Annotated in this window: 27 protein-coding genes; 14 read left to right on the top strand and 13 right to left on the bottom strand. The window is 65.0% G+C overall.

The genetic code is table 11. The features are described 5' to 3' along the window. Positions 1–95 precede the first annotated feature (95 nt). The gene (locus CH266_RS06340; RefSeq protein WP_027495930.1) at positions 96–1445 is read left to right on the top strand and encodes an MFS transporter; all 1350 of its coding nucleotides are present in this window, start codon (positions 96–98) and stop codon (positions 1443–1445) included. Here the strand turns inward: CH266_RS06340 and CH266_RS06345 are convergent. Continuing rightward, positions 1417–2058: a GntR family transcriptional regulator gene (locus CH266_RS06345; RefSeq protein ID WP_032365894.1), complete on the bottom strand. Its 642-nt coding sequence runs from the start codon at positions 2056–2058 to the stop codon at positions 1417–1419. The genes CH266_RS06340 and CH266_RS06345 overlap by 29 nt on opposite strands. 46 nt (positions 2059–2104) lie before the next feature. On the opposite strand from CH266_RS06345, the gene CH266_RS06350 reads away from it, so the two are divergent. Continuing rightward, complete coding sequence (locus CH266_RS06350) at positions 2105–2905, top strand: carbon-nitrogen hydrolase family protein (protein ID WP_032399881.1); 801 nt, start codon at positions 2105–2107, stop codon at positions 2903–2905. A gap of 61 nt (positions 2906–2966) precedes the next feature. Here CH266_RS06350 and CH266_RS06355 read toward each other — a convergent pair whose 3' ends face one another. Then, positions 2967–3803 (bottom strand): alpha/beta fold hydrolase, encoded by an 837-nt coding sequence (locus CH266_RS06355; RefSeq protein WP_306438635.1) that lies wholly within the window; start codon positions 3801–3803, stop codon positions 2967–2969. A gap of 38 nt (positions 3804–3841) precedes the next feature. Here CH266_RS06355 and CH266_RS06360 point away from each other — a divergent pair, with 38 nt between their 5' ends. Further along, the gene (locus tag CH266_RS06360; protein ID WP_027495926.1) at positions 3842–4459 is read left to right on the top strand and encodes a TetR/AcrR family transcriptional regulator; all 618 of its coding nucleotides are present in this window, start codon (positions 3842–3844) and stop codon (positions 4457–4459) included. 198 nt (positions 4460–4657) lie between these two features. Here the strand turns inward: CH266_RS06360 and CH266_RS06365 are convergent, their stop codons facing one another. The 5 genes from CH266_RS06365 to pdxH all read right to left on the bottom strand — a co-directional run bounded on the left by CH266_RS06365 (position 4658) and on the right by pdxH (position 9853). After that, positions 4658–5956, bottom strand: coding sequence for a citrate synthase (locus tag CH266_RS06365; RefSeq protein ID WP_027495925.1), 1299 nt, complete (start codon positions 5954–5956; stop codon positions 4658–4660). 70 nt (positions 5957–6026) lie between these two features. Then, a complete protein-coding gene (locus CH266_RS06370) occupies positions 6027–6998 on the bottom strand; it encodes a carbohydrate kinase family protein (protein ID WP_027495924.1) in 972 nt (323 codons plus the stop codon). Next, on the bottom strand, positions 6995–7924 hold the full coding sequence (locus tag CH266_RS06375) for an aldose 1-epimerase family protein (RefSeq protein WP_032385849.1): 930 nt from the start codon (positions 7922–7924) through the stop codon (positions 6995–6997). Before CH266_RS06375 ends, CH266_RS06370 begins: the two co-directional genes overlap by 4 nt. Further along, complete coding sequence (locus CH266_RS06380; protein WP_176457028.1) at positions 7908–9230, bottom strand: MFS transporter; 1323 nt, start codon at positions 9228–9230, stop codon at positions 7908–7910. Before CH266_RS06380 ends, CH266_RS06375 begins: the two co-directional genes overlap by 17 nt. A gap of 5 nt (positions 9231–9235) precedes the next feature. Beyond that, positions 9236–9853 carry a pyridoxamine 5'-phosphate oxidase gene (pdxH, locus tag CH266_RS06385; RefSeq protein WP_141214505.1) on the bottom strand — a complete coding sequence of 206 codons (618 nt, stop codon included), beginning with the start codon at positions 9851–9853 and terminating at the stop codon, positions 9236–9238. Between the two features lie 134 nt (positions 9854–9987). Here pdxH and CH266_RS06390 point away from each other — a divergent pair, with 134 nt between their 5' ends. The 5 genes from CH266_RS06390 (at position 9988) to CH266_RS06410 (ending at position 14899) form a co-directional block, all read left to right on the top strand. Continuing rightward, a complete protein-coding gene (locus CH266_RS06390) occupies positions 9988–11106 on the top strand; it encodes a citrate synthase 2 (RefSeq protein WP_032365892.1) in 1119 nt (372 codons plus the stop codon). 69 nt (positions 11107–11175) lie between these two features. Beyond that, a complete protein-coding gene (gene serC, locus CH266_RS06395) occupies positions 11176–12297 on the top strand; it encodes a phosphoserine transaminase (RefSeq protein ID WP_032365891.1) in 1122 nt (373 codons plus the stop codon). A gap of 91 nt (positions 12298–12388) precedes the next feature. Continuing rightward, positions 12389–13060 carry a rhomboid-like protein gene (locus CH266_RS06400; protein WP_094714967.1) on the top strand — a complete coding sequence of 224 codons (672 nt, stop codon included), beginning with the start codon at positions 12389–12391 and terminating at the stop codon, positions 13058–13060. A gap of 111 nt (positions 13061–13171) precedes the next feature. Beyond that, positions 13172–14068, top strand: coding sequence for a septation protein SepH (gene sepH, locus CH266_RS06405; protein ID WP_094644456.1), 897 nt, complete (start codon positions 13172–13174; stop codon positions 14066–14068). A 63-nt stretch (positions 14069–14131) separates the two neighbouring features. Then, positions 14132–14899: a DUF6928 family protein gene (locus CH266_RS06410; RefSeq protein WP_094694799.1), complete on the top strand. Its 768-nt coding sequence runs from the start codon at positions 14132–14134 to the stop codon at positions 14897–14899. A 92-nt stretch (positions 14900–14991) separates the two neighbouring features. Here the strand turns inward: CH266_RS06410 and CH266_RS06415 are convergent, their stop codons facing one another. Continuing rightward, entirely contained in the window at positions 14992–15255 is a 264-nt protein-coding gene (locus CH266_RS06415) for a DUF2537 domain-containing protein (RefSeq protein ID WP_032381663.1), read from the bottom strand. Next, on the bottom strand, positions 15252–16055 hold the full coding sequence (locus tag CH266_RS06420; protein ID WP_027495915.1) for a TrmH family RNA methyltransferase: 804 nt from the start codon (positions 16053–16055) through the stop codon (positions 15252–15254). The genes CH266_RS06415 and CH266_RS06420 overlap by 4 nt, the downstream gene beginning before the upstream one ends. A gap of 75 nt (positions 16056–16130) precedes the next feature. On the opposite strand from CH266_RS06420, the gene CH266_RS06425 reads away from it, so the two are divergent. After that, on the top strand, positions 16131–17330 hold the full coding sequence (locus tag CH266_RS06425) for a GNAT family N-acetyltransferase (RefSeq protein ID WP_057473695.1): 1200 nt from the start codon (positions 16131–16133) through the stop codon (positions 17328–17330). Here the strand turns inward: CH266_RS06425 and CH266_RS06430 are convergent. Further along, a complete protein-coding gene (locus CH266_RS06430; RefSeq protein WP_158514245.1) occupies positions 17327–18640 on the bottom strand; it encodes an MFS transporter in 1314 nt (437 codons plus the stop codon). The two genes, CH266_RS06425 and CH266_RS06430, sit on opposite strands and share 4 nt — an antisense overlap. A gap of 144 nt (positions 18641–18784) precedes the next feature. Between CH266_RS06430 and CH266_RS06435 the strand changes: the two genes are divergently transcribed. From CH266_RS06435 to CH266_RS06455, 5 genes are read left to right on the top strand one after another with little or no spacing between them, the layout of a single operon-like run. Further along, the gene (locus CH266_RS06435) at positions 18785–19012 is read left to right on the top strand and encodes a hypothetical protein (protein WP_176457023.1); all 228 of its coding nucleotides are present in this window, start codon (positions 18785–18787) and stop codon (positions 19010–19012) included. Continuing rightward, positions 19009–19959 carry an ABC transporter ATP-binding protein gene (locus CH266_RS06440; RefSeq protein ID WP_032381662.1) on the top strand — a complete coding sequence of 317 codons (951 nt, stop codon included), beginning with the start codon at positions 19009–19011 and terminating at the stop codon, positions 19957–19959. The genes CH266_RS06435 and CH266_RS06440 overlap by 4 nt, the downstream gene beginning before the upstream one ends. Next, on the top strand, positions 19956–20729 hold the full coding sequence (locus CH266_RS06445; protein WP_032381661.1) for an ABC transporter permease: 774 nt from the start codon (positions 19956–19958) through the stop codon (positions 20727–20729). The genes CH266_RS06440 and CH266_RS06445 overlap by 4 nt, the downstream gene beginning before the upstream one ends. A 36-nt stretch (positions 20730–20765) precedes the next feature. Continuing rightward, complete coding sequence (locus CH266_RS06450) at positions 20766–21902, top strand: sensor histidine kinase (protein WP_094714968.1); 1137 nt, start codon at positions 20766–20768, stop codon at positions 21900–21902. After that, entirely contained in the window at positions 21899–22504 is a 606-nt protein-coding gene (locus CH266_RS06455) for a response regulator transcription factor (protein ID WP_027495906.1), read from the top strand. The genes CH266_RS06450 and CH266_RS06455 overlap by 4 nt, the downstream gene beginning before the upstream one ends. Positions 22505–22510: 6 nt before the next feature. Here the strand turns inward: CH266_RS06455 and CH266_RS06460 are convergent, their stop codons facing one another. Genes CH266_RS06460 through CH266_RS06470 form a run of 3 tightly spaced genes read right to left on the bottom strand, consistent with a single transcriptional unit; the run spans position 22511 to position 25772 of the window. After that, positions 22511–23782: an MFS transporter gene (locus CH266_RS06460; protein ID WP_032365881.1), complete on the bottom strand. Its 1272-nt coding sequence runs from the start codon at positions 23780–23782 to the stop codon at positions 22511–22513. 57 nt (positions 23783–23839) lie between these two features. Then, complete coding sequence (locus CH266_RS06465) at positions 23840–24268, bottom strand: MarR family winged helix-turn-helix transcriptional regulator (RefSeq protein WP_027495905.1); 429 nt, start codon at positions 24266–24268, stop codon at positions 23840–23842. 52 nt (positions 24269–24320) lie between these two features. Then, entirely contained in the window at positions 24321–25772 is a 1452-nt protein-coding gene (locus CH266_RS06470) for an NCS2 family permease (RefSeq protein WP_032371311.1), read from the bottom strand. Positions 25773–25822: the final 50 nt, after the last annotated feature.

The raw sequence follows: 25822 nt of genomic DNA on the forward strand, positions 1-25822 counted from the left end.
CGATGCGCCCACAGGCTTGCGCATACGTCTTGTATACAGCAAGTATGGAGCACGTACAACGGATAGAGTGATCCCAGGCACACGAAGGAGTCGTCATGACCGAACCTGTTTCGGTAGATAGAAAAGGCCTGGCCAAGGCCTTTGCGGCCAGCCTCACCGGAACGGCATTGGAGTGGTACGACTTCGCGGTCTACTCGGCCGCCGCAGCTCTGGTGTTTCCGCTGGTCTTCTTCCCGGACAGTGACCCACTGACCGGGACTCTGCTGGCTTTCTCGACATACGCCGTCGGGTACGTCGCCCGTCCGGTCGGAGGGTTCGTCTTCGGACGGCTCGGCGACGTCATCGGACGAAAACAGCTCCTCGTCATCACCCTGATGTTGATCGGTGTCACGACCTTCGCCATCGGTCTGATCCCCGGATACGACTCCATCGGCATCGCGGCACCGATCATTCTCGTCACGATGCGCTTCTGTCAGGGCGTTGCCGTCGGCGGCGAATGGGGCGGAGCCGTTCTCCTGTCGAGCGAATACGGCGATCCACGCAAACGCGGATTCTGGTCCTCGGCAGCACAGATCGGACCACCCGCAGGCAACCTGCTCGCCAACGGTGCACTCGCTGTTCTGACGCTGACATTGACCGACCAGCAGTTCGAGTCCTGGGGATGGCGCGTGGCGTTCCTTTTCTCCGCGGTACTCGTCGGATTCGGTCTGTGGATCCGGTTGAAGCTCGAGGACACCCCGGTGTTCAAGGCGCTGCAGGAAAGCGGCGAACGTTCCGAGGCACCGATCAGCGAAGTGTTCAAGACCGAACTGCGACCCCTGGTGGCTGGCATCATGTCTCGTGTCGCGCCGGACGTCATCTACGCGCTGTTCACCGTCTTCTCCATCACTTACGGCACACAGAAGTTGGGCTTCGAGCGCAGTGAGGTACTGACCGCCATTCTGATCGGGTCGGCATGCCAACTCGGCCTGATCCCGCTCGCCGGAGCGGTGTCCGATCGCATCAACCGACGCCTCGTCTACGGCGTCGCAGCCGTGGGCGGTGTCGCGTGGAGTGCGATCTTCTTCCTCGTCATCGGCGGAGGATCGCTACCACTGCTGATCCTGGGTGTGGTGGTGGGCCTGGCGTTCCACTCGTTCATGTACGGGCCACAGGCAGCATTCGTCACCGAGCAGTTCAGCGTTCGATTGCGCTCCACCGGCAGCTCGTTGGCGTACACGATCGCCGGTGTCTTCGGTGGTGCGATGGCCCCGCTGATCTTCGTCTACCTGTTGGACAAGACGGACAGCTGGGTGCCGATCGCCGGGTACATCGTCGTCGTCGGTGCCGTGACACTCGTCGGCCTCGCCCTCGGACGCAACCCGGACCCCACCGAGGACGAGCACTACGTGCTGCTGGGCCAGCAGCACGAAAACGCTACGCGCGCAACAGAGTCTGAAGCGTGACCTCGAGGTGAGCGTCGATCTTTTCGTGCACCAGGCCCTCGTCGCCGGCACTCAGTGCGTCGATGATGGCCTGGTGCTCGGCGCACACTCGGTGTTGCCGGTTGGCGGCGGTGAACAACGCACTCAAGCCCACTCGGAGCTGACGCGCCCGCAAACCGGCATACGTGCGCGAGAGCAGATCACTGCCCGCCGAATCGATCAAACTCTGATGGAACGTCCCGTCCCAGTCGATGAATTCCTTGGGAGCGTCGGTGCTGTCGGAGTTCATCAGCAGCTCCTGCTGATGCAACGCATGCTGCATCGCCGCGATCGGAGCGTCACCGGCACGCAACGCCCGCGACGCCGCGTGCCGTTCCAGAACGCCACGCAGATCCATCAATTCGGCGATCTGCCGTCCGGACATCGCCGGCACATGGGCACCGCGCTTGGGCACCATCTCGACCAGACCCTCGGACTGCAGCATCAGCAACGCCTCACGGACCGGCGTGCGCGATACGCCGATTCGAGTCGCAAGTTCCTGTTCGTTCAGAAAAGTGCCGGTGGCGGCCGGTGACGACAACACCTGATCACGGACGAACTGGTACGCCTTGTCCCTCCCCGACAGTGGTTGCATACGATATGTATACCTGTCTTCCCCCGACGAAACCAGGAGTCACACCGTGAGCTCGACTATCCGCATCAGCCTGGCCCAGATCACCAGTGGCGAAAATCCCACCGAGAACCTCGAACTCGTCGAGACCCACACCCGCGCCGCGGCGCACGCAGGCTCGGACCTCGTCGTGTTCCCGGAGGCAATGATGCGCTGCTTCGGCGGACCCATCCGAAAGTTCGCACAGCCACTGGACGGCGAATGGGCACAGACCGTTCGTCGGATCGCGTCCGACGCCGGCATCACCGTCGTCGCCGGAATGTTCACTCCCGCGCCCGACGACAGAGTGACCAACACACTGCTCGTCACCGGCCCGGGCGTCGAGGCGAGCTACGACAAGATTCATCTGTTCGACGCGTTCGGATTCGCCGAATCCGATACCGTCGCACCGGGTTCCGACCCGCTCGTGCTCGACATCGCGGGAGTCCGCGTCGGCTTCGCGACCTGCTACGACATTCGCTTCCCTGCCCTGTTCCAGAAACTCGGGGACCTCGGTGCCGAACTCGTCGTGGTACCGGCGTCCTGGGGATCGGGTGACGGCAAAGTGGAGCAGTGGACCCTGCTCGCCCGCGCACGCGCCCTGGACTCGACCACTTTCATCGCGGCCTGCGATCAAGCCGAACCTGCTGCCGCCGAAGGCAATGCCCCACTGGGCGTCGGCCACAGCATCGTCTGCTCCCCCACCGGCGAGATCCTCGGCCAACTCGACGCGACACCCGGCATGCTGACGATCGACATCCATACCGAGCTGGTCGACGCCGTGCGCAAGAACCTGCCAGTGCTGAAGAATCGCAAGCACTTCGACGCCTGAGTGCGCCGCGAACTCGAAGTTATGGACGAATTCTGGCCCAAATCCGTCCATAACTTCGAGTTCAGCGAGGATCTGCGCGCCTGGACCAGAACTCGTCGACCACCTCGGCCAGTCGATCCGGCTGCTCCAACGCCGGTATCACCCGCGCGCCGCTGACGGTGACCTCGCGCGCATCGACCATCGTGGCGACCACGGCGCGGGCCTCCTCCGGCGTCCATTCACCACGATCGTCGGTGGTGACGAACAGGGTCGGACACGTCAAGGCCCGTGCAGCCCAATTCAAGTCCGTTCGATTCAGAATCGCCGTTTCGATGGCCAGGATGGTCGCCCGACGGCCCGCCCGCCCGATTGCGTCGCGCAGCAACTGCACCGCCTCGGGGTCGTGAGCTCGGGAGTGATCGGTGAAAATGGTTTCCTCGATGGCCGATCGCACCGGGCCACGAAGCCCGACAAGATGATACAGCGGCAGCAGCATGCGGACCTTGCGACGCAACGGCTCGTCGATGGGATGCGTCGGCGCACTGATCGCAACGAGGGTCGAGATCAAATCCGGTCGTCGCGCGGCTACCTCCATACCGACATGACCACCCCAAGCATTTCCGACCCAATCGACGCTGCCGAATCCCCATCGGCGCTGCATCTCTTCCACTAGTTCGACAGCGGCATCGGCACACGCCGAGATATCGGCGGCTTCGCTCAACGGGTCGCTCGAACCACAGGATGGGGCGTCGACCAGGTGCACAGTCCGAGCTGCAGCCAGCTCCGGCAGGACGCGATCCCAGCTCGAGGAGTCGACGAACATGCTGTGCCACAGCACAACCGGCGGTCCCGTGCCCGTCACTCGGACGTGTAACCGACCGAGTCGAGTAGGAAAGTGGTACTCGTTCATATTTAACATTACACAGCGTAATCTCAATTATGTCTAGACTGCGTCTCATGGCCAGGACTTACTCGTCGGACCTGCGTACCGAGCGCGCTCGACTCAACCGCGCCGCAGTGACCGACGCCGCACATGCGATGTTCCTGAGTCGAGGATGGGTCGCCACCACCATGGCCGACGTCGCGTCGGCTGCCGGTCTGACCCGGCAGACCGTCTACCAACAATTCGACGGCAAGCTCGCGTTACTGGACGGATGCATCGACAGTGCGCTCTCGAACGGCCTGGACTCGCCCGTCCGCCAGTTGCCGGACTACGAGAAGATGGGCACCGGAACGTTCGAGGAACGACTCGCCGCCGGCGCGGCCTGGCTCCGCGGGGCACATGAGCGATCCGCGGCCATACAACACGTGCTGGACGAGGCCGCAGTAGTGGATCCAGTTGCTGCGCAGCGACTCTCGGTCCGCGAGAAAACGCGATGGGACGAGAACCGTTGGGCAGCAGGGCTGATTCTCGGCGGTCCTCCGCCGGACATCGTCGTCGACGCCATGTGGTTGCTCACGGCTCGCTCGGTGTGGCTGAGATTGACCCGCGAGCGCGGATGGACCTCCGAGCAATGGGAGCAGTGGTTCATCGCGCACGCTCGAACAGAACTGCAGCCGCGAACTCGAAGTTAGGGATGGATTCCGGCCGAATCTCGTCCATAACTTCGAGTTCGCCGGGACACCAAGCCCCGTCACGCAGCGAGATCGCAGTTGTGCAGCCAAGAGTGGCCATATCACCTGCGTAACTGCGAACTCGGCGGGATACGCAGGCCGTAAACGACAACGCCGCCGACTCCCGAGGGAGTCGGCGGCGTTGTCGTGCAGCAAGAGCTAGCGGGAGCTGACGTCCTGGTAGTCGCGCTCGGTGTAGCCGGTGTAGATCTGGCGCGGACGGCCGATCTTGCCGGTGGTGTCCTCGTTCTGCTCGCGCCAGTGCGCGATCCAGCCCGGGAGACGGCCCATCGCGAACAACACCGTGAACATGCGCGGCGGGAAGCCCATCGCGCGGTAGATCAGGCCGGTGTAGAAGTCCACGTTGGGGTACAGCTTGCGCTCGACGAAGTAGTCGTCGGTCAGCGCGGTCTCTTCGAGCTTGAGGGCGATCTCGAGCAGTTCGTCGCCGTTGCCCAGCTTGCCCAGGATCGTGTGTGCGGTTTCCTTGACCAGCGTCGCGCGCGGATCGAAGTTCTTGTACACCCGGTGTCCGAAGCCCATGAGCTTGACGCCGTCTTCCTTGTTCTTCACCCGACGCAGGAAGTCCGTGGCGTCGCCGCCCTCGGCCTTGATCTTGTCGAGCATCTCGAGCACGGCCTGGTTGGCACCGCCGTGCAGCGGGCCCCACAGTGCGTTGATGCCGCCGGAGATCGAGGTGAAGAGGTTGGCCTGCGAGGATCCGACGAGGCGGACCGTCGACGTGGAGCAGTTCTGCTCGTGGTCGGCGTGCAGGATGAGCAGCATGTCGAGTGCCTTGACGATCTCGGGATCGACCTCGTACGGCTCGGCGGGGAAGCCGAACGTCATGCGCAGGAAGTTCTCGACCAGGCTCTTCGAGTTGTCCGGGTACAGGAACGGCTGACCGACAGACTTCTTGTAGGCGTATGCCGCGATGGTCGGCAGCTTGGCCAGCAGACGGATGGTGGAGAGCTCGACCTGCTCGGGATCGTTCGGCTCGAGCGAATCCTGGTAGTACGCCGACAGTGCGTTGACCGCGCTCGACAGCACCGGCATCGGGTGGGCGTTGCGCGGGAAGCCATCGAAGAAACGCTTGAGGTCCTCGTGCAGCAACGTGTGGCGACGGATGCGGTCGGTGAACGTCTCGAGCTCGTCCTCGGACGGCAGCTCCCCGTAGATCAACAGGTAGCTGACCTCGATGAACGACGACTTGCCCGCAAGCTGTTCGATCGGGTAACCGCGGTAGCGCAGGATCCCCGCGTCACCGTCGATGTACGTGATGGCCGACTTGGTGGACGCGGTGTTGACGAACCCGCCGTCCAGCGTCGTGTAGCCGGTGGTCGCCAGCAGCTTTCCCAGCTCGATACCGTTGTTGCCTTCACTGGCCTCGGCAATCGACATGGAATATTCGCCACCGGGGTAGGTGAGGGTGGCTTTGGCATCATTCTCAGCGGGCACGAATGGTCCCTCTCGAACTCGTGTAACGGACACGTACTTAAAACGGACAGTTCTAACGTCGCTAGTGAAACTAGTCTCTCGGTGCCTCGGACGCCCAGGGAGGGTCGGCACCGGGTCGTGAAACCGTGATCGCGGCTGCCGTGGCAGCGAACGAAAGAGCTTGCCGCCAATCCTCCCCGGTCATCTCCTGTACCGCTTTCGATGTGATAATGGTCTCTTTTTCCAGGTAGCTCAACAAGGCACCGTGCACGGTGTCACCAGCGCCGATCGTGTCGACGACGTCGACGGCAACGCCCGGTACCGACACCTCCTCGGCTGCTGTCACTCCCGTGGCCGTCGTCTCCCCGGACGCGGTGAACACCGAGATTCCGTCTCCGCCGCGGGTCATCACCACCGCGGTCACCCCGGCGGCGAGCCAGTCGTCGACGGTGGTGCCCTGGGTGCCCAGTCCCAGCCAGTGCGAGTCGTCCTCGGACACCTTCAGAATGTCGATACTCGGCAACCACGAGCGAAAGCGATCGCGGAATCCGTCGGCGGTGATGTCGCCGCTGGTGCTGTCGATGGCGGCCGGGCGAATGTTGGGGTCGAGCATCGTCAGCTTGCCCGCGGCCCGAGCTCGATGCAGCAGTTCGGCGTACACCGACGCGCCGGGCTCGTACAGCAACGACAACGTGCCGAAGGACAGGACACTGATCTCGTCGGGCAGATCACCGGGATCGGCAACAAGTCGGTCGGCCGTGCCATCGGCGTAGAACGAGTACTCGGCGCTGCCGTCCTCGGCGAGGGTCGTCATCGCCAACGTCGTCGGCTCGTCACCGCGCTGCACCCACGAGATGTCGACCCCGGCATCGCGCAGACTCGCCAGGATCTGCTCGCCGAACGAGTCGCGAGAGATGCGGGAGAGATAGGCAACCGGCGACCCCAACCGACCGATCGAGATGGCGACGTTGAACGGCCCGCCGCCGAGTTTCGGTGAGAGCAGCGGCCCCTCGTGCACCGGCACCAGATCCACCAATGCTTCGCCGCACACCAGAATCGTCACTTCTCGTACTCCATTCCCCAGCTGCCGGACCAGGTTTGCCCCGGGTCGAGCACGATCAGATCGATCTCGGAATTCAACGCGTCGGGCGGGCAGGTCATCGGTTCGATCGCCAACGCACGTCCCCGATCCGGGTACGCCTGATCGTTGGCGGGATCGGCGGTGAACACCTGCACCCACCCGAAGTTGCTGTCGGTCCACAGCACCGTCGCGGTGCCGTCGGGGCCACGCAGTGTGTGCTTCGCGCGTCCGTCTACGTCCGGCACCGAGGCACTGAACGGAGTGTCGAGCTGCACGCCCTCGAGGTTCCGAGGCTGCCGAAAGTCGTACTCGGTATCGGCCGTCGGCACCGAAAGCCCTACGGGCAGATTGCGTACCGGATCGAGCGGCAGCCGCGTACCCGCGGACAGTTCGAGCGTGCATTCGTCGAGGGGTACGTCCCCCACACGCACGTAGGTATGGAATCCCATTCCGTACGGCGCAGCCGATTCGCCCGTGTTCGTCGCCGACGCGGTCACCGTCAGACCGTCGTCGGACAGCTCGTGTGCCACCGTCAATCGCAACGAGAACGGCCAACCCTCGTGCGTGCCGATGTCCACGCTCTGCTCGACGCGAGACTCGGTGTGCTCGTCGAGAGTCCACTCCACCCGTCGGACGAAACCGTGGCTCGCGTTGTTGCGGGCCGGTTCGGTGATCTCCAACCGATGTTCGACGCCTTCGAACGTGAACGTTCCGTCGGCCGTTCGATTGGGCCACGGGGCCAACACCAGTCCCGCCGACAGCGGCGGCTTGGTGCCCGCCTCCCACGTTTCGGTGAGCGGTGAGCCGTCGTACTCGAGGACCCGCAGGCCCGCTCCGACAGCAGCGACGTCGGCGCGATACTTGCCGCTCGTCAACGAATACGTCTGCGCCTCAGCTGTGGGAGCCATGCGAGCCATTGTCCACGACGGTGTCGTCCACCGTCTTGCTACCGACGATTGCGCCGACTCGGTAGCGAATGAATGCCGGTAGCGCGAGGGCTGCGATCGAGACACCGATGACCACCAGCACACCACCTCCTGCGGCGGCCGCGGCCGTTCCCACCGAGGCCGCTGCCGCGCCGTGCAGAACATCGCCGATCCGAGGCCCTCCCGCGACGACGACGATGAAGACGCCTTGCAGTCGGCCGCGCATCTCGTCGGTCGCCACCGTCTGCAGCATCGTGCTGCGGAACGCCGCCGAGATCATGTCGGCACCACCACCGAGCGCCAGAAACGCCAGTGCGAACCACAGGGCAACCGTCGTCGCTCCGTCGGTCGCCGCACCGACGGCGAGCCCGAATCCGATCATCGCCACGCCCCAGACGACGATGCAGATCAATACCGCAAGGCCTTGACGCCGCACGCGCGGTAGCCAACCGGAGAACACTCCACCGAGCACCGCTCCCGCGGACATCGCCGCGAACAGCATGCCCAGCACCGGCCCACCCGAGGCCGGGTCCCCGAAACTGTCGTGGGCGATCTGCGGGAACAGCGCCCGAGGCATCCCGAACACCATGGCGATGATGTCGACGACGAAGGACGCCAGCAGCACCTTCTGGGTCGCGAGGTACGCGAAACCCTCGAACACCGAACGCAATCCAGCGCGTTGACCGGACTTGGCCGGCGGAATGCCCGGCAGCCTGATCACCGCCCACAGCGTGGCGAACAGTGCGATGGTGTCGATCAGGTAGAGCGTCTCCAGTCCGATGTAGTAGATGAGGATGCCTGCACTGAGCGGACCGGCGATGGCACCGAAGTTCATCACCGTCATGTTCAGAGAGTTCGCGGCGGGCAGCTGCGCCGCGGGCAGGATTCGCGGCAGTATCGCACTGCGGGTCGGCTGATTGACGGCGAAAAAGGCCTGCTGAATTGCCAACAGCACCAACACGATCCACACGTTGTTCAGTTCCAGGAACGCCTGCAACCAGAACAGTGTCGACGTTCCGATCAGACCGAACGTGGTGATCATCAACAAGGTTCGGCGGTCCATCACGTCGGCCAGGGCCCCGCCCCACAGCCCGAACACGATGAGGGGCACCAGAGCGAACACGCCCGTCAAGCCGACGTAGGCCGAGCTCAGGGTGATCTGATAAACCTGTTGCGGCACAGCGACGATCGAGAGCTGCGCGCCGATGACGGTGACGATGTTCGCCAGCCACAGGCGGCGATATGCGGGAGTCTTCAGCGGGGTCGTGTCGGCCAGGATGCCGCGCAGCCCGCTCACGGTTGCAGTCGCTCGATCACACCGCTCGCCGGCATCACTCGAATTCTGTTGTGCATCCGGCTGGTTCGACCCTGCCAGAATTCGACGACCTCCGGTTCGACGCGGATGCCGCCCCAGTTCGGCGGCACCGGCACCTCGCGTCCGTCGAACGTCGCGGTGACCTCGGCCAGTTGCGCGGCGAGGGCGTCGCGAGACACGACGGTTCGCGATTGCTCCGACGCCCATGCACCCAGCTGCGAGCCGCGCGGTCGCGTCCGCCAGTACGCCTCGGTGGTGTCTCGGTCGACTCTGGTGACCGGTCCGCGGACGGTGAGCTGACGGGCGATGCCGATCCACGGAAAGGTGATGGACGCGTACGGCGTCGACGCCAACGCGCGGCCCTTGTCCGAGTCGTAGTTGGTGTAGAACACCACGCCCTCGGCGTCGAGGTCCTTGCACAGGACGGTGCGGGTCGCGGGCCTACCGGCAGCGTCGACCGTGCCGAGCACGATCGCGTTGGGCTCGGGCAGATTCGCGGCAACGGCGTCCGAGAGCCACTGCCGGGCCAGTGGCAACCAGCCGTCGCTCAGGGCGTCGACGTCGAGATCCTTGGGCTCGCCGTAGTCCACTCGCATGGTGGCCAGGCGCTGTTCGTCTGCAGACACGAACCCAGACGCTACTCCCGCGTAAAAGCTCGCTATGGTTTCCGCAAGCACGCCCGGATGCGGCGCAGAGCCGGGCGCAGTCGCGACGAGGGAGTCCACAGACCATGGCTGTTCAACACGTTCCCGAAGATTTCGTTCCCGGTCTCGAAGGTGTGGTCGCCTTCACCTCCGACATCGCCGAACCCGACAAGGACGGCGGCGCACTGCGTTACCGCGGAGTCGACATCGAGGAACTGGTTGCACAGGGCGTCACCTTCGGCGATGTGTGGGCGCTGTTGGTCGACGGGGAATTCGGCCGCGGCCTGCCACCGGCCGAGCCGTTCCCCCTGCCCATCCACACCGGTGACGTCCGCGTCGACGTCCAGGCAGGCCTGGCGATGCTCGCTCCCATCTGGGGATATCAGCCGGTACTCGACATCGACGACAGCACCGCCCGCGACAACCTGGCCCGCGCCTCGGTGATGGCGCTGTCCTACGTCGCGCAGTCCGCTCGCGGGATCTACCAGCCCGCTGTGCCCCAGAGCCGCATCGATCAGGCAGCCACCGTGACCGAACGCTTCATGGTCCGCTGGAAGGGCGAGCCCGACCCCGCACACGTCGCCGCCATCGACGCCTACTGGGTGTCCGCCGCCGAACACGGCATGAATGCATCGACGTTCACCGCCCGCGTCATCGCCTCCACCGGAGCAGACGTCGCAGCATGCCTCTCCGGAGCCATCGGCGCGATGTCCGGCCCACTGCACGGCGGCGCCCCGGCCCGCGTACTGCCCATGATCGAAGAAGTCGAGAAGACCGGCGACGCCCGCGCGCTGATCACCGGAATCCTCGACCGCAAGGAAAAGCTCATGGGCTTCGGGCACCGCGTCTACCGCGCCGAGGACCCCCGAGCCCGCGTCCTGCGCGCCACCGCCAAGCGCCTGAACGCTCCGCGCTACGAGGTTGCCGCCGCGCTCGAACAGGCCGCGTTGACGGAACTGCGCGAACGCCGCCCCGATCGTGCCATCGAGACCAACGTCGAGTTCTGGGCCGCCGTGATCCTCGACTTCGCCGAGGTCCCGGCACACATGATGCCCGCGATGTTCACCTGCGGACGCACCGCCGGCTGGTGCGCTCACATTCTCGAGCAGAAACGCCTGGGCAAGTTGGTGCGCCCCGCCGCCCTCTACACCGGCCCCGAACCCCGCACCCCCGACTCCGTCGAGGGCTGGGAGCTGATCCGGTAGTCGACGGTGTCATGACACCCGACTAGCCTGTGGAGGCCATATTCCATCGACGCTAGGACGCGCTACTCCATGGCCGATTTGCCGATCATTCCCGCCGATCTTCTTCCCGCCGACGGACGCTTCGGTTGCGGCCCGTCCAAGGTTCGCCCCGAGCAGCTGCAGTCCCTGGTCGACGTCGGTGCGTCCGTGTTCGGCACCAGCCACCGCCAGAAGCCCGTCAAGGACGTCGTCGGACGTGTACGCAGTGGTCTGAAAGACCTGTTCTCGCTCCCCGAGGGCTACGAGGTCGTGCTCGGCAACGGTGGTACCACCGCGTTCTGGGATGCCGCTGCGTTCGGCCTCATCCGGGAGAAGTCGCTGCACCTGACCAACGGTGAGTTCAGCTCGAAGTTCGCCTCGGTGGCCAAGAACAACCCGTTCATCGGCGATCCGATCGTCGTCAAGGCCGAGCCCGGCAGCGCGCCCGAGCCCACGTCGGATCCGTCCGTGGACCTCATCGGTTGGGCCCACAACGAGACCTCGACGGGCGTGGCCATCCCGGTCAGCCGTCCGGCCGGCTCGGAGAACGCCCTCATCGCGATCGACGCCACCTCCGGTGCCGGCGGTCTGCCGGTGAACGTCGCCGATTCCGACGTCTACTACTTCGCTCCGCAGAAGTGCTTCGCCGCCGACGGTGGCCTGTGGGTCGCGCTGATGAGCCCGGCCGCGCTAGCCCGCGTCGACGAGATCGCCTCCAGTGGCCGGTGGGTTCCGGACTTCCTGTCGTTGCCGATCGCCGTCGACAACAGCAGCAAGGACCAGACGTACAACACCCCCGCAGTGGCGACGCTTCTGCTCTTCGCAGACCAGATCGAATGGCTCAATTCGCAGGGTGGACTGGACTGGGCCACGAAGCGGACCGCGGACTCGTCCTCACGCCTGTACGACTGGGCCGAGAACAGTGACTTCGCAACGCCGTTCGTGACCAACCCGGATCACCGCAGCCAGGTCGTCGGCACGATCGACTTCGACGAGAAGGTCGACGCGGCCCAGGTCGCCAAGATCCTGCGCGCCAACGGCGTCGTCGACACCGAGCCGTACCGCAAGCTCGGCCGCAACCAGCTGCGTGTCGGTATGTTCCCGGCCATCGAGCCGGACGACATCACCGCACTGACCAAGAGCATCGACTGGGTCGTCTCCACGCTGAGCTAGTCGGCAGCCAACTCACAGCTACAGCGCTCCCTCCGAGGCCTACACTTGCTATCAATTACGCAAGCGTAACGACCTCGGAGGGAGCGTTCGCATGTCCAGGCTCCTGTCCGTCGTTCTACGACTGCGGGTGACGCTCGTGTACTGCCTGCTCACAGCCGCAGGAACCGTCACTCTTGGGCAGATCGGGCCGCACGATCGTTGGCATGTGCTGCACGCCGCGAGCACCAACCTGCACAATCTCACCGACGGTCATCTCGCCACGCTCGTCACCAGCGCCTTCCTCACCGAAGGCCGGCCCGATTGGTGGTGGCTCGCCTCGGTCGCCATCCTGTTCGCCGTCGCCGAGTGGGTCTCGGGGTGGCGCCGGTTTCTGCTCACGTTCTGCGCCGGGCACATCGGCGCGACGGCGCTGGTAGCTGTCGGGCTGTTCGTCGGCATCCACGTCGACTGGTTTGCCGACTCGTTGGCCGTAGCCGTCGACGTCGGGGTCAGTTATGCCGCAGCTGCGGTGGCGGGGTCCTTGATTCGATACCTGACGATGCCGTGGCGCGCAGTATGGGGCGCATTGTGGATCGCCGTTGTCGCCGCCGGAGCCATCACGGATCCCTCGTTCACCGCTGCCGGCCACGCCCTGGCGCTGACCATCGGACTCGGACTCGGCGTATTCTTTCTTCGTCGAGATTCAATGCCGTTGTCCCGCAATCGAATCGGCTCGACTTCGGCCGATCGGGTGCAACCGAGCGCGCAGCTGTCTACTCTCTGAGAAAGAAACCGACGCCGCCGCCGCGAGGCGTGTCGGACACCCGCCGAATACGGTAGGTGAACTAGGCTCGAATTCGACGGTATCGCGAGCCGGCGCGATGAGGAGGTCAAGGTGCGAGACTTACGTGTGGTGGGTCTCGAGGCCGACGGAAAGTTCGTCGTGTGCGCAGATCCCAAAACCGGCGACAGATTCCGGCTTCCAGCCGACGACAAACTCCGCGCAGCCTCACGCGGAGACATCGCTCGACTAGGACAGATTGAGATCGAAATGGACAGCTTGCTCCGGCCGAAGGAAATCCAGGCCCGTATCCGCAGCGGCGCGACCATCGAACAGGTCGCCGCAGACTCCGGAATGGCCATCAGCCGAGTCGAGGTGTTCGCGCACCCCGTACTGCTCGAGCGTTCGCAGGCAGCGTCGATGGCCCAGGCCGGGCATCCGCTGCGGCACGACGGCCCGGCTGTGCAGACCCTGCTCGACATCGTCACCCTCGCCTTCCGCGCTCGCGGACACAACCTCGACGACGCGGCGTGGGACGCCTGGCGCGACGAGGACAACAAGTGGGTCGCCCAGCTGAAGTGGCAGGCAGGTCGCACCACGAACAAAGCGCACTGGCAGTTCTTGCCCGACGGTCACGGCGGCACCATCGCTCCGCTCGACGACACCGCACGCGAACTGATCGACCCGGACTTCGGACGTCAACTCCGCGGCCTGGCCCCGGTACGTGCACTCGCCTCCGCCGAGGACTCCGACGAGACCTCGCAGCAGAGTTTCGACGAGTACTACGGCACCACCGCCGACAGCGAGATCGACGCCGAGACCATCGACGTCGAGGTGGACGATGCGCCGACTCCCGAGCCCGAGCAGCCGCGCGAACCGGTGGCGAGGGAGCCCAGGCCCGCACCCAAGCCTGCCGCCGGTCACACCAGCGGCAAGGACAAGCGTGGCAAGCCGGCCATGCCATCGTGGGAAGACGTCCTGCTCGGTGTGCGCAGCAGCGGTCACAACTGAGTTCTTCGTGTGACCGATGTGCCGCGCGATGTCGGAGTGTCGACACCCACACCGTAGGCTTCGATGGAAGTCACGGAGAGAGAGGTGCCGGTAGTGGGGGCCAAAGCATCAACGATCTGGTACGTGGACGCACCGGATCCCATATCGGTACTGCGAGAAGCCACCACCTCCGACTGGAACGCCGCCAGTGCGCTCGTCGGACGGCTCTACCCCCATCTCACGGCCGTCCCTCTCGAGCAGGGTCCCATCTCGACCTCGGCGGGTGTGGACGACGATCACGTGTTCATCGGGTGCTACCCCGGCGTCACCGTCGTCTGCGGATCCAACTTGTCGGTGCCCACACCGTCGACCCTTCCCGAATCCGTCACCCGCCCACTGGCCTCCGAGCACACCTACCTCGTCGCCTCGGACCCCGAGCATGCCTGGGGTGCGTTCGCCTACTGGGAGCGCGGTGAATTCCGACGCTCGTTCAGCGCCACCCCCGTCTACATCTACGAGGACGTGGGGCTACCTCTGGTGTGGGAGCGTCCGTTCTGGGCCGGTGACCACCCGCTGATCTATCCGCCCGGGGTGATGCCGGATCCGCAGTCACTACCGTTCCACCCCCAGGAATTTGCCGAAGCCGCCAACGCCGAATGGCTCGGCTTCCGCTACACCGGTGCCCCGCGTCCCGGCGAGCTCGACCCGAACGCGCTGCCTGTCTGCGGTTTCACCATGTACGTGCCGGGGCAGGAGCCGCGGCCCCAGAACGTTCCGGTCCAGAATGCGCCCGCAGCGGAATCGGCCCAGCCCGCACCGCGACCGAAGAAGCGCTGGTTCTCCCGCAAATAGTGGCTCGGGTGGGCACCGTTGCACACAACGACCGACAATCGACGGGATTCCGCCGAACGTCGCCGGTAGTGCGCACCCCTGCCCGGGCCGGCTCAGAACGCCAGAGCCGCCAGGGCCACGAAACTCAGAAGCGCACCGGCGCTCGCTCCGTACACGGCCCAACGCCATACCGGAACGCCGAACCACCGCATGACCGTCGGGGCTGCGCCTGCCACGACGACGAGGTTGAGGCCGATCGCGAGCAGCGGATGAACTCTGGCCAGTTCCAGGCCGAACGCCGTCAGTGCCACCGCGACGAGGATCGCCGAGATCACGGCAACCGGGACACCGGTCCAGCGAACGTCCGGATCCTTCACGTCAGACGCACCCGTTCGTAGAAGCCCATCGCCGCGGCCGTCGCAACATTGAGCGAATCGGTACCGGGAGCCATCGGAATACGAGCGCGAATGTCGGTGGCGCGCATGGCGTGTTCGGTCAGACCGGGCCCCTCGGCACCGAGCAGCAACGCGACCTTCTCCCCCGTCATCGCCGTCGCCAAGGACACTGCCTCCGGGTTCGGTGTCAGCGAGATCAGCTGAAAACCGTGCCGCCGCACCCGATCGAGGCCACGAGGCCACTCGGGCACCTTCGCGAACGGCACTCGGAGCACATGCCCCATCGACACCCGGACAGACCGTCGGTACAGGGGATCGGCGCAGGCGGCACCGAACAACACCGCGTCCACCCCGAGACCGGCTGCATTGCGGAACATCGACCCGAGATTCTCGTGATCGTTGACGCCTTCCAGAATCGCCACCGTGCTCGCGCCCGCCAGCACGTCGTCCAGATCGAGGGCCGGAGGTCTGTTCGCCGCCGCCAACACACCACGGTTGAGGTGGAAGCCGACGACCTCGGCCATCACCTCGGCCGACGTCCGATAGAACGGAACGTCCGAATCGGCGAGGTCCTCGCGCAACGCGTCGAGCCGTCGATCCACGCCGAGCAGGCTGATCATCGGAAAACGCGAGCTCAGCAGGCGCTGCGCGACGAGCACGCCCTCCGCGATCACCAACCCCTTGCCCTCGGGCAGATCGGGCCGCCTGTCCGAGGAATTGAGGTCGCGGAAGTCGTCGAGCCGCGGGTCGAGGGGATCGTCGATGTCGATTACATGCACCACCTGCTCATCTTCTCACCCGGCATTTCTGGCAGTCCCTCGGCGAAGCACCACCCCCGTATGGAAAAGTTGTGAGCGATGACTACCGACGAATCGATCACCATCCGTACCGCCACCGACGACGACTGGGATGCCGTCGCGCTGCTCGACGCCCATGCGTTCGGCGAGCACCAGAACGCCGAGGACCTGGCCGAGACGCAGATCTTGACGAAGTCCGAGCACGTCTACCTGGCGTGGGACGGCGAGACCCCGGTCGGTGTGGCCATGCACTTCCCGATGTCGGTGACCGTTCCCGGCGGAGCTCAGGTCGAGGCATCGGGAGTGTCCTGGGTGTCGGTCGCACCGACACATCGCCGACGCGGCATCCTGCGATCGATGTTCACCCAGCAGCACCGCGCTCTGAACGACGCCGGCGCACCGTTGTCCCTGCTGACGGCCAGCGAGGCGACGATCTACGGACGCTTCGGGTACGGGCCGGTGACCGAGGAGATCAGCGTCTCGATCGACCGTCGGTTCGCTCAGTTCCGTCAGGACGCTCCCCCGGCTACCGGGGTGCGACTGATCGAATCGGCCGAGGCCACCGAGCTGCTTCCCGACATCTACCACCGCTGGCAGCAGCAGACCGCAGGCGCGCAGCCCAAGCCGCCGATCCGCTGGGAGCGCTTCTTCGCCGATCGTGAGAACCGACGCGGCGGGCTGACGGCTCTGTTCTTCATCGCCCATCCCGACGGATACGTCGCCTACCGACGCGGACGCAACCCGAGCCGGGTCGTGGTGGAGGAATTCATCGCGGTGACGGACGACGCCTACGCCGCGCTGTGGCAGATCCTCGTCGGCGTGGACCTGGTAGACACCATCGAGGTACGGCAGGCACGCGACGAGGCACTGCCGTTCCTGCTGACCAACAACCGGCTGCCGAAGGTCACGGCTCACCACGACGCTCTGTGGGCCCGGATCATGCATGTCGAGGCTGCCCTCGAGGCGCGCACCTATGCCCTCGACACATCACTGATCATCGCCGTCCGGGATCCCTTCCTCGACGCAGGCGGTACCTACTCGCTGACGGTCACCGACGGCAAAGCCACCTGCACCCGGGTGGAATCCGAACCGGACATCGAACTCGACATCGACGTACTCGCCAGCATCTACTTCGGTACCCACCGAGCCCGGTTGTTCGCCGCAGCAAACCGCCTCACCGCCCGCAACGAAGAATCACTGCACGCACTCGATCTGACGTTCGGAACAGCGCGTCCCGCCGTCATGGGTTGGGGTTTCTAGAGCGGGCTGTTCGGCTTGTCGAGCGAGGTGGCCGAGCCGCCTCGCATCCGGAGGGCGGCGCACAGAGTCACCGCGAGCAGCACCGTCATGTAGGCGATGAATTCCGCACTGCCGTGACTGCTCGTGGCGTGATAGATCAACGGTGCCGTACCTCCGAACAAGGAGTTCGCCACGGCATAGCCGAAACCGACGCCCAGCGCACGGATGTGCGCTGGGAACACTTCGGCCTTGGCGATGCCGTTCACCGACAGGTAGCACGTCAGTATCGAGAACGCGCTCACCAGAACGACGAAGACCGCCGGTGCCGACGTCACCCGGGTGCTCGCGAACACCAGCGCCCCGGTCGCCGGTATCCCCAGTGCCCCGAATGCGACAAGGAGAGGCTTTCTCCCGACGCGGTCGCTCAGTGCGCCGCCGACCGGTTGCAGCACCATCAGCAGCACGAACGCGGCGAGCACGAGACCGGTCGCGGTGAGTTCTCCCCTGGCACCGTCCGCAGCGAAGAACGTCTCACGCACGATCGACGGAACCGTCACGGTGTACGTGTAGAACGCTGCACTGCCTCCCACGGTCAGTAGGAACACCCAGACGAGTGGACGCCGATGATCGCGAAACAGAGTCCTCATCGTGGACTCCTGTTCTGCTCGTTGCGCTTTCGGAACGGACGGCTCACGATCGAGTCCGCGTGCCCACCACAACGAGGCGAGTCCGGCCACACCTCCCGCTGCGAACGCGAGACGAAAACCCCAGTCGGAGATCGCCGCGCGGTCCGTGCTCGCCAGCAACACCAGTAAGCAGGTCTGCGCCAGCACGAGCCCACCGACGATCGTCGCGGCCTGGAACGAGGCAAAAAATCCGCGATGCCCCCGGGTACCCGACTCGGAGAGCAACACCGTCGCCGCCGCGTATTCGCCACCGGTAGCGATGCCCTGCACGATGCTCACCACAGCGAGGATCACCGCTGCCCAGGCACCGATCGCATGCACCGTCGGGGTCGAAGCCAGAGCGACCGACCCGGCCGACATCAATGTGACTGCCGCGACGAGCGCGAACTGTCGGCCGCGCACGTCCGCAAGCCTGCCGAACATCCACGAGCCCAGGGGGCGGACGACGAAGGTCAATGCGAAGAGTCCGTAGACGTACACGAGCGAATTCGTCGAGGCCGGATCGAAGAACTCGGTCCGAAAGTACGGCGCGAAGGTCGCGTAGAGGTACAGGTTGAACCACTGCACGAGGTTCGGCACCGAGCCCGCCAGAACGACGCGCATCTGCGTAGGACGGTCGGGGCTCCCCGACTCGGTGCGGTTCACGAGCTGAAAGTACCCGAACATGTGGCATACAGTCCGAAGTCGGGAAGCACATGACGTTTGTCATGGCTGGACCGTGACGGTGTCACCTCAGGTCATGATGCGCTGCACTGTTTTCGGTGCGCGACGCGCAGCAGGATCGTAGTCATGAAGCAACCAGACGAAGGAAATCTGTTCACCGATCTGATGGAGCTCGGGCCGGCTCCGACGATGGCGCGTGAGATCGTCGTCATCGTCATCAGCATCGCGATCATCGCCGTGCTGTTCGCGATTGTCGGCCCGTCTCTTCCGGCGTTCGTCGCACTGGGCGTCATCGTCGCCTTCATGGGTGTCCGGTTCGTCATCGGACTGCGCCATTGGGGGACGCAATCATGACCATCATCGACGTCGACGGGATGACTCGCCGGTACGGATCGGGCAAGAACGCCTACGAGGCCGTCCAGGCTCTCGATCTCCATGTCGCGGAGGGTGAGCTGTTCGGCCTACTGGGCACCAACGGTGCGGGCAAGACATCCACTCTCGAAGTGATTCAGGGCCTTTCGCGACCCAGCAAGGGCACGGTGCGGATCATGGGAATGGATCCGGTGGCCGATCGCCGCAAGGTCCGGCCTGCTCTGGGAATCATGCTGCAGAAGGGCGGACTGCCTCAGGATCTGACCACCGCCGAGAGTCTTCGGATGTGGGCCGGCACCTGCAGCCATCCGCTGCCGGTGGCGGAGGTGCTCGGTCGCGTGGACCTGGCCGACCGTGCCGATACGCGGGTCAAATTTTTGTCCGGCGGCGAGCAGCGCAGACTGGACCTGGCGTGCGCGATCATCAGCCGTCCGCGCATCTTGTTCCTGGACGAGCCGACCACCGGTCTCGACCCCGAAAGTCGCCGCAACACATGGCGGTTGATCCAGGAGTTGAAGAACTCCGGCGTCACGATCATGTTGACGACGCACTACCTCGACGAGGCCGAGTCACTGTGCGATCGACTCGCGATCATGCACCGCGGCAAAGTCGTTCGGAGCGGCACGGTGGACGAGGTGGTCGCCGACCATCCGGCGAAGATCGAACTGAAGGCCCCCGGAACGGCACTGCCGTCGCTGCCGGGCACATCCATGGACGTCTCGGGAGAGACGGTCTCGATCCAGACGTCCTCGGTTCAGGAGACGTTGACCGATCTGCTGATGTGGGCTCGCACCAACGGCGTCACCCTGCACGGCCTGGACGCCCGCGCGGCATCGCTCGAAACCGTGTTCCTCTCCATCGCAGACGAATTCGACAACTCCGATGTGAACGACCCAGCTACCGACAAGACCGAGGTGATGAGCGCATGAGTACGATGACCGCCCTGTCGCGAGCAGAATTCACACTGCTCGGACGCAACCGAGTACTGCTGTTCAATGCGGTCGTCATGCCGTTGATCTTCCCGATCGTGCTGCTGATCGTCGGCAGCCGGTCCGACAACGGATTGACCGATACCGGAGTCGGAGCCGCGCTCGAGATCTTCGCACTGTTCCTCCTGGTGTTCATGGTCTACTACAACATGCTCTCGATCTACGCCACGCGGCGAGACGAGTTGGTACTTAAGCGACTTCGCACCGGCGAAAGCTCGGACATTCAGATACTGCTCGGCCCGGCGATACCCTCGCTGATCCTCACCGTCGCACTGGGCCTGATCGTCGGAGCTGTCGTGCTGGCCTTCGGTGGGCCCATTCCCACCAACGTCCTGCTCGTCGCTGTTGCCCTCCTCGGCGGCGCGGCACTGTTCGCCGCACTGGCGTTGATCACGTCTGCCTTCACCCGTAATGCGGAAGCAGCGCAGATCACCAGTCTGCCGGTCATTCTGGTCGCGATGGCAGGGTCGTCACTGCTCCGCGGTGTTCTTCCGGATTCGCTGAGCAACGTCATCGACCTGACTCCCATGGCCGCGGTGTCGGACCTGTTGAATCTGGGCTGGTTCGGTACCACCACCCCCGGCGACGCGTCGGTCGGGTTCGCCGCCACCTTCGGCGAGGCCGCCATGCCGGTGGCGGTGATGCTGGCCTGGATTCTCGGCAGCCTGCTGATCGCTCGCACCCACTTCCGCTGGGAACCGCGGTCCTGATCGCACTGTCGTCGTCCGTCTGCAAGGCTGGAGATCATGAAGCTGTACGAGTACCTCAATCCACTGCACGGCTGGAACGACAGCAGTGCAGTGGAGAAGGTACGCGTCTACACCCGCCAATCGTTCCTGCTGATCACCGTCGGTGTCGCCGTCGGCGCGATGCTGACGACGCTTCAGTACGACGACTATCGATCGACGGTGGCGGCAACGGTGTGTGCCGCCGCCGCTTTCGTGGTCGTTCAGCGCACCCCGGCACTCGGCGGCGAGTCGACGGCCAACCCTCGAATCCCGTTGGCGATCATGGCCGTCGCCGCTGTGGTGCTGGTTGCCGGAGGGACGACGAGCAACGCACTCTGGGCCGCGGTACTCGTCACCACCGCGGTCGCGACCCTGATTCGATTGCGCTGGTCTCTCGCGGCAGCCGTGGCCGCCGCCGCGATTGCCGCGGCCGTGGGAACCCCGGCGCTGGAAACGGTCGTACTCGGCGTCTTCATCGCTTTCATGGCCTTCACCGTGCAACTGTCGGCGTGGCTGCTGCGCATCGTGACCGAACTCGACGCCACCCGCGACGCAGCCGCAGCTCTCTCCGTCGCCGAGGAGCGCCTGAGGTTCTCGCGCGATCTGCACGACGTCGTCGGACGCGCGCTCTCGGCCATCGCGGTCAAGAGCGAACTTGCCGCAACGCTGGCCCGTCGGGGTGACGACCGCGCCGCGACGCAGATGGACGAGGTGCGCGCGTTGGCGCAGGAATCGATGACCGACGCCCGAAAGCTGGTGCGCGGCTATCGATCGGTGGATGTCGCAGGCGAACTCGACGGTGCCCGCTCGCTCCTGTCGGCGGCCGGGATATCCACCGAGCTCACCGGCGAGACCTCGGCACTGTCCGAGCGCGCGGCCGAGGCGGCCGCCTGGGTGGTTCGCGAAGGCGTGACGAACATACTGCGTCACTCCGCGGCCACCTATTGCCGAATCGAACTGACCGACAGCAGTATTCGACTGACCAACGACCACCCCGGTGCGCCGAACGGCCGCAACGACGGCACGGGTCTGAGCGGCCTGCGGGAACGCTTGGTCGCGGTCGGAGGGGAACTGCGCACGGAGCAGACAACCGAGAAATTCACCCTCATCGCAGTGTTGCCCACATCGCCCCAGAACCCGAGGACCACACCATGATTCGAGTTCTACTGGCCGACGACGAGAACCTGATTCGATCGGCGCTGGCGACAATGCTGGATCTGGAGGACGACATCGAGATCGTCGGACAGGCCGATTCGGGCGAGAAGGCCCTGACGGTTGCCGCGGCCCTGGCACCCGATGTGGCAGTGCTGGACCTGCAGATGGGCGGGATCGACGGCATCGAGACGGCGCAGAAAATTGCCGAGACACTGCCCACCTGCGCGTCGATCATCGTCACCAGCCACGGTCGGCCGGGCTACCTGAAGAAGGCGCTCGAGGCCGGCGTGCGCGGGTTCCTCCCCAAGACCACCTCGGCCGCCACCCTGGCCGAGGTGGTGCGCACCGTGCACGGCGGCGGGCGGTACGTCGACCCGACGCTCGCCGCGGAAGCCATCGGGGCCGGGGACTCACCGCTCACACCGCGGGAAGCCGATGTGCTCGAGTTCGCCGCCGACGGCGCATCGATCGCGGAGATCGCGCAGCGCGCGCACCTGTCACCCGGGACCACCCGCAACTATCTGTCTGCGGCGGCAGCGAAACTCGGGGCGGCGAACCGGCACGAGGCCTGCGCACTGGCCCGACGCCACGGGTGGATCTGAGGAGCGTCAGACCTTGGCGGCTGCGGCCACCGTGTCGAGGGTGGGCAGCCGGTGCCCGTCGGCGGGCGGCACCACGGTGATCCGCAAGTTGTTGTGCCGCAGCAGATACACGGCAGCGAAGAGTCCCGTCGCCAATGAGATGACACCGCCGAACAACAGCGGTGCGCGTGGATCGAGGGCGTCGGCGAGCCAGCCGAGCACCGGGCTGCCCAGCGGAGTTCCGCCCAGGAAGCACAGCATGTAGATGCCCATCACGCGGCCGCGCATGTCGGACGGCACCGACATCTGCAGAATGTTCATCGCCGACGTCGTGAACGTCAGCGTCAATGCGCCGGTGGGCACCAACAGCACTGCCACGAGAACGTAATTGGGCATCAATCCCACGAGTAACTCGAACAGACCGAACGCGATGACCGCACCGATGAAGAGCCGCAATCGAGGGGCGGTGGCGCGCCGGGCCGCCAGGGTCGCTCCCGCGAGCGTGCCGACCGCGAGGGTGGTCGACAGCAACCCGTATGCGTCGGCTCCGCTGCCGAACGTGTTGCGCGCCAGCACCGACAGACTCAGCGGAAAATTGAGACCGAACGTCGAGACCATGAACACCGTCGCCAGCAACACTCGTAGGTCTCCCCGCCCCCAGACGTAGCGAAAGCCCTCCCGTACCTGCCCTTTGGCGCGCGGTGCCGGTTCGACACGGAAGAGTTGACCGACGTTCATCGCCAGGAGAGCACCGAACACCGCGGCGAACGACACCGCGTTGATCAGGAACACCCAGCCGGTACCGACGAGGGTGATGAGCACTCCCGACACCGCAGGCCCGACGATCCGCGCCATGTTGAACGTCATCGAGTTCAACGCGATCGCGTTGGACAGAGTTTCCTTGCCCACCATCTCGATCGTGAACGATTGCCGCACCGGCGCGTCGATGGCAGACGAGCAGCCGAGGATGAAGGCGATGACATAGACGTGCCAGAGCTCGACCATGTTGCCGACATCGAGCACACCCAGCACCAGACCGCAGACTGCGGCGAACACCTGGGTGATCATGAGGAGTTTGCGCTTGTCGTACCGGTCTGCGAGTACTCCGCCCCACACCGACAGAAACAGCGTCGGCCCGAATTGCAGGGCCATGACGATGCCGACGGCAAAGCCGTTGCCGCCGGAGAGCGTCAGCACGAGCCAGTCCTGGGCCACCCGCTGCATCCACGTTCCGACCAGCGAGACGATCTGCCCCGACGCCCACAATCGGTAGTTGCGAGTCTTCAGAGCAGCGAACATCGTCGCGCCGGACGTACGTGAAACTGGAGCCACAGGTCAAATAATAAACCTAGGTAACTACTCGGAGTCGCTGACCAATGCGCTGATGATGCTCACCGCATCTCGCAGCGTCGCGAGCTGCTCGGGTCCGAGGCCTGCCAGCTGTGCGGTCATCCACGCCTCGCGAGCACTCGCCTCGTCCGCGATCAGTTCCTTGCCGGCCGCCGACAACGACACGATCACCTGACGGCCATCGGTGGGATGCGGCGTGCGCTCCACCAGACCCAGCTCGGCCAACGACGCGATCACCCGCGTCATCGACGGGGGTTGAACCCGCTCCCGAGCCGCCAACGCGCCAGGCGTCATGTCGCCCTCCCTACTCAGCGTGGCCAGAGCCGACAGCTGAGTGAGCGACACTTGCGAGTCCACTCGCCTACCTCGAAGGTGGCGAGTCAACCTCACCACCGCAAGCGACAGGTCGCTTGCCAATTCCCGATTGTCTTTCACACTGTTTCCCGACGTCACAGCGCAGAGAATACGCCCTGGTACCGACCCAGCATCAGGTAACCGCATCCGTGATGGGACCGACTGCGAAGAACGCCACGAACAGCAACGCGACGACCCATAACAGGGGATGTACCGTCTTCGCCCGGCCCGAACCGACGGCGAGCACGACCCAGGTGATGAAACCGACGCCGATACCGTTCGCGATGGAGTACGTGAACGGCATCACCAGGATGGTGAGGAAGGCCGGCAGCGCGTAATCGAAGCGCTTGAAGTCGATGTGGAGCACCTGACCGATCATCAGTGCACCCACCACCACCAGCGCCGGAGCAGCCGCCTCGATGGGGACGACAGCCGTGAGCGGGGTGAAGAACATTGCCAGCAGGAACAGCAGGCCGGTGACGACGTTGGCCAGTCCGGTGCGTGCGCCTTCCGCGATTCCCGAGGCCGACTCGACGAACACCGTGTTCGACGATGCGGACGCGCCGCCGCCCGCAATTGCTCCGGCACCTTCGACGACCAACGCCTTGCCGATGTTGGGCAGCGTGCCGTCCTTGTCGAGATTCGCTTCTTTACCCAGACCCGTCATCGTTCCCATCGCGTCGAAGAAGTTCGCGAGGACGAGCGTGAACACCAACAGACTCGCGGCCAGCACACCGATGCGGGTGAACGCACCGAACAGGTCGACGTTGCCCACCAGCGACAGGTCCGGCGACTGTACGAGAACGCTGGGCAGCTGCGGCACGGACAGGTTCCAGCCCTTGGGGTCGACGCCGTTCGACGGCCCCACGTCGGTGACCGCCTCGATGATGGCCGCCAACACCGTCGTGACCACGATGCCGATCAGCAGACCGCCACGAACCTTGCGCACCACGAGCACACCCATCAGCAACAACCCGAACACGAAGATCACCGTCGGCCACGACGCGATGGACCCGTCGATGCCGAGGCCGACGGGAACCGTCGTGCCTGCGGCGTCGGGGATCCGGCGTACGAAGCCGGAATCGACCAAGCCGATGAACGCGATGAAGGCACCGATGCCTGCGGCGATCGCGGCCTTCAGTTCGGGCGGAATCGCGTTGAACACCGCCGTCCGGAAGCCGGTGACGGCCAACAGAACGATGATGATGCCGTCGATGACGACCAGGCCCATGGCCTCGGGCCAACTGACCTGAGGAGCGATGGTGACGGCCAAGAGAGTGTTGATGCCGAGGCCGGCCGCGATACCGAAGGGGTAGTTCGCGATGATGCCGAACGCGATGCTCATGAAGCCGGCGACCAGTGCCGTCACGGCGGCAACCTGGGCGACGGGCAGGATGTTGCCGAGCACGTCGGTCTTGGCAGCCGCGTCGTCGGCGGAGAAGCTACCGAGGATGAGCGGGTTGAGCACGACGATGTAGGCCATCGCCACGAAAGTGACGACACCGCCGCGAACCTCGGAACCCACACTCGAGCCGCGCTCGGTGATCTTGAAGTAGTTGTCGAGTAATCGCGACGACATAGGCATGAGTGAAAGATAAAGCACACCGCGAGGGTTGGCGAAATATGGTGGCGTAG

This window comes from Rhodococcus sp. 06-1474-1B (assembly GCF_002258885.1).
GTDB classification, from domain to species: domain Bacteria; phylum Actinomycetota; class Actinomycetes; order Mycobacteriales; family Mycobacteriaceae; genus Rhodococcoides; species Rhodococcoides fascians.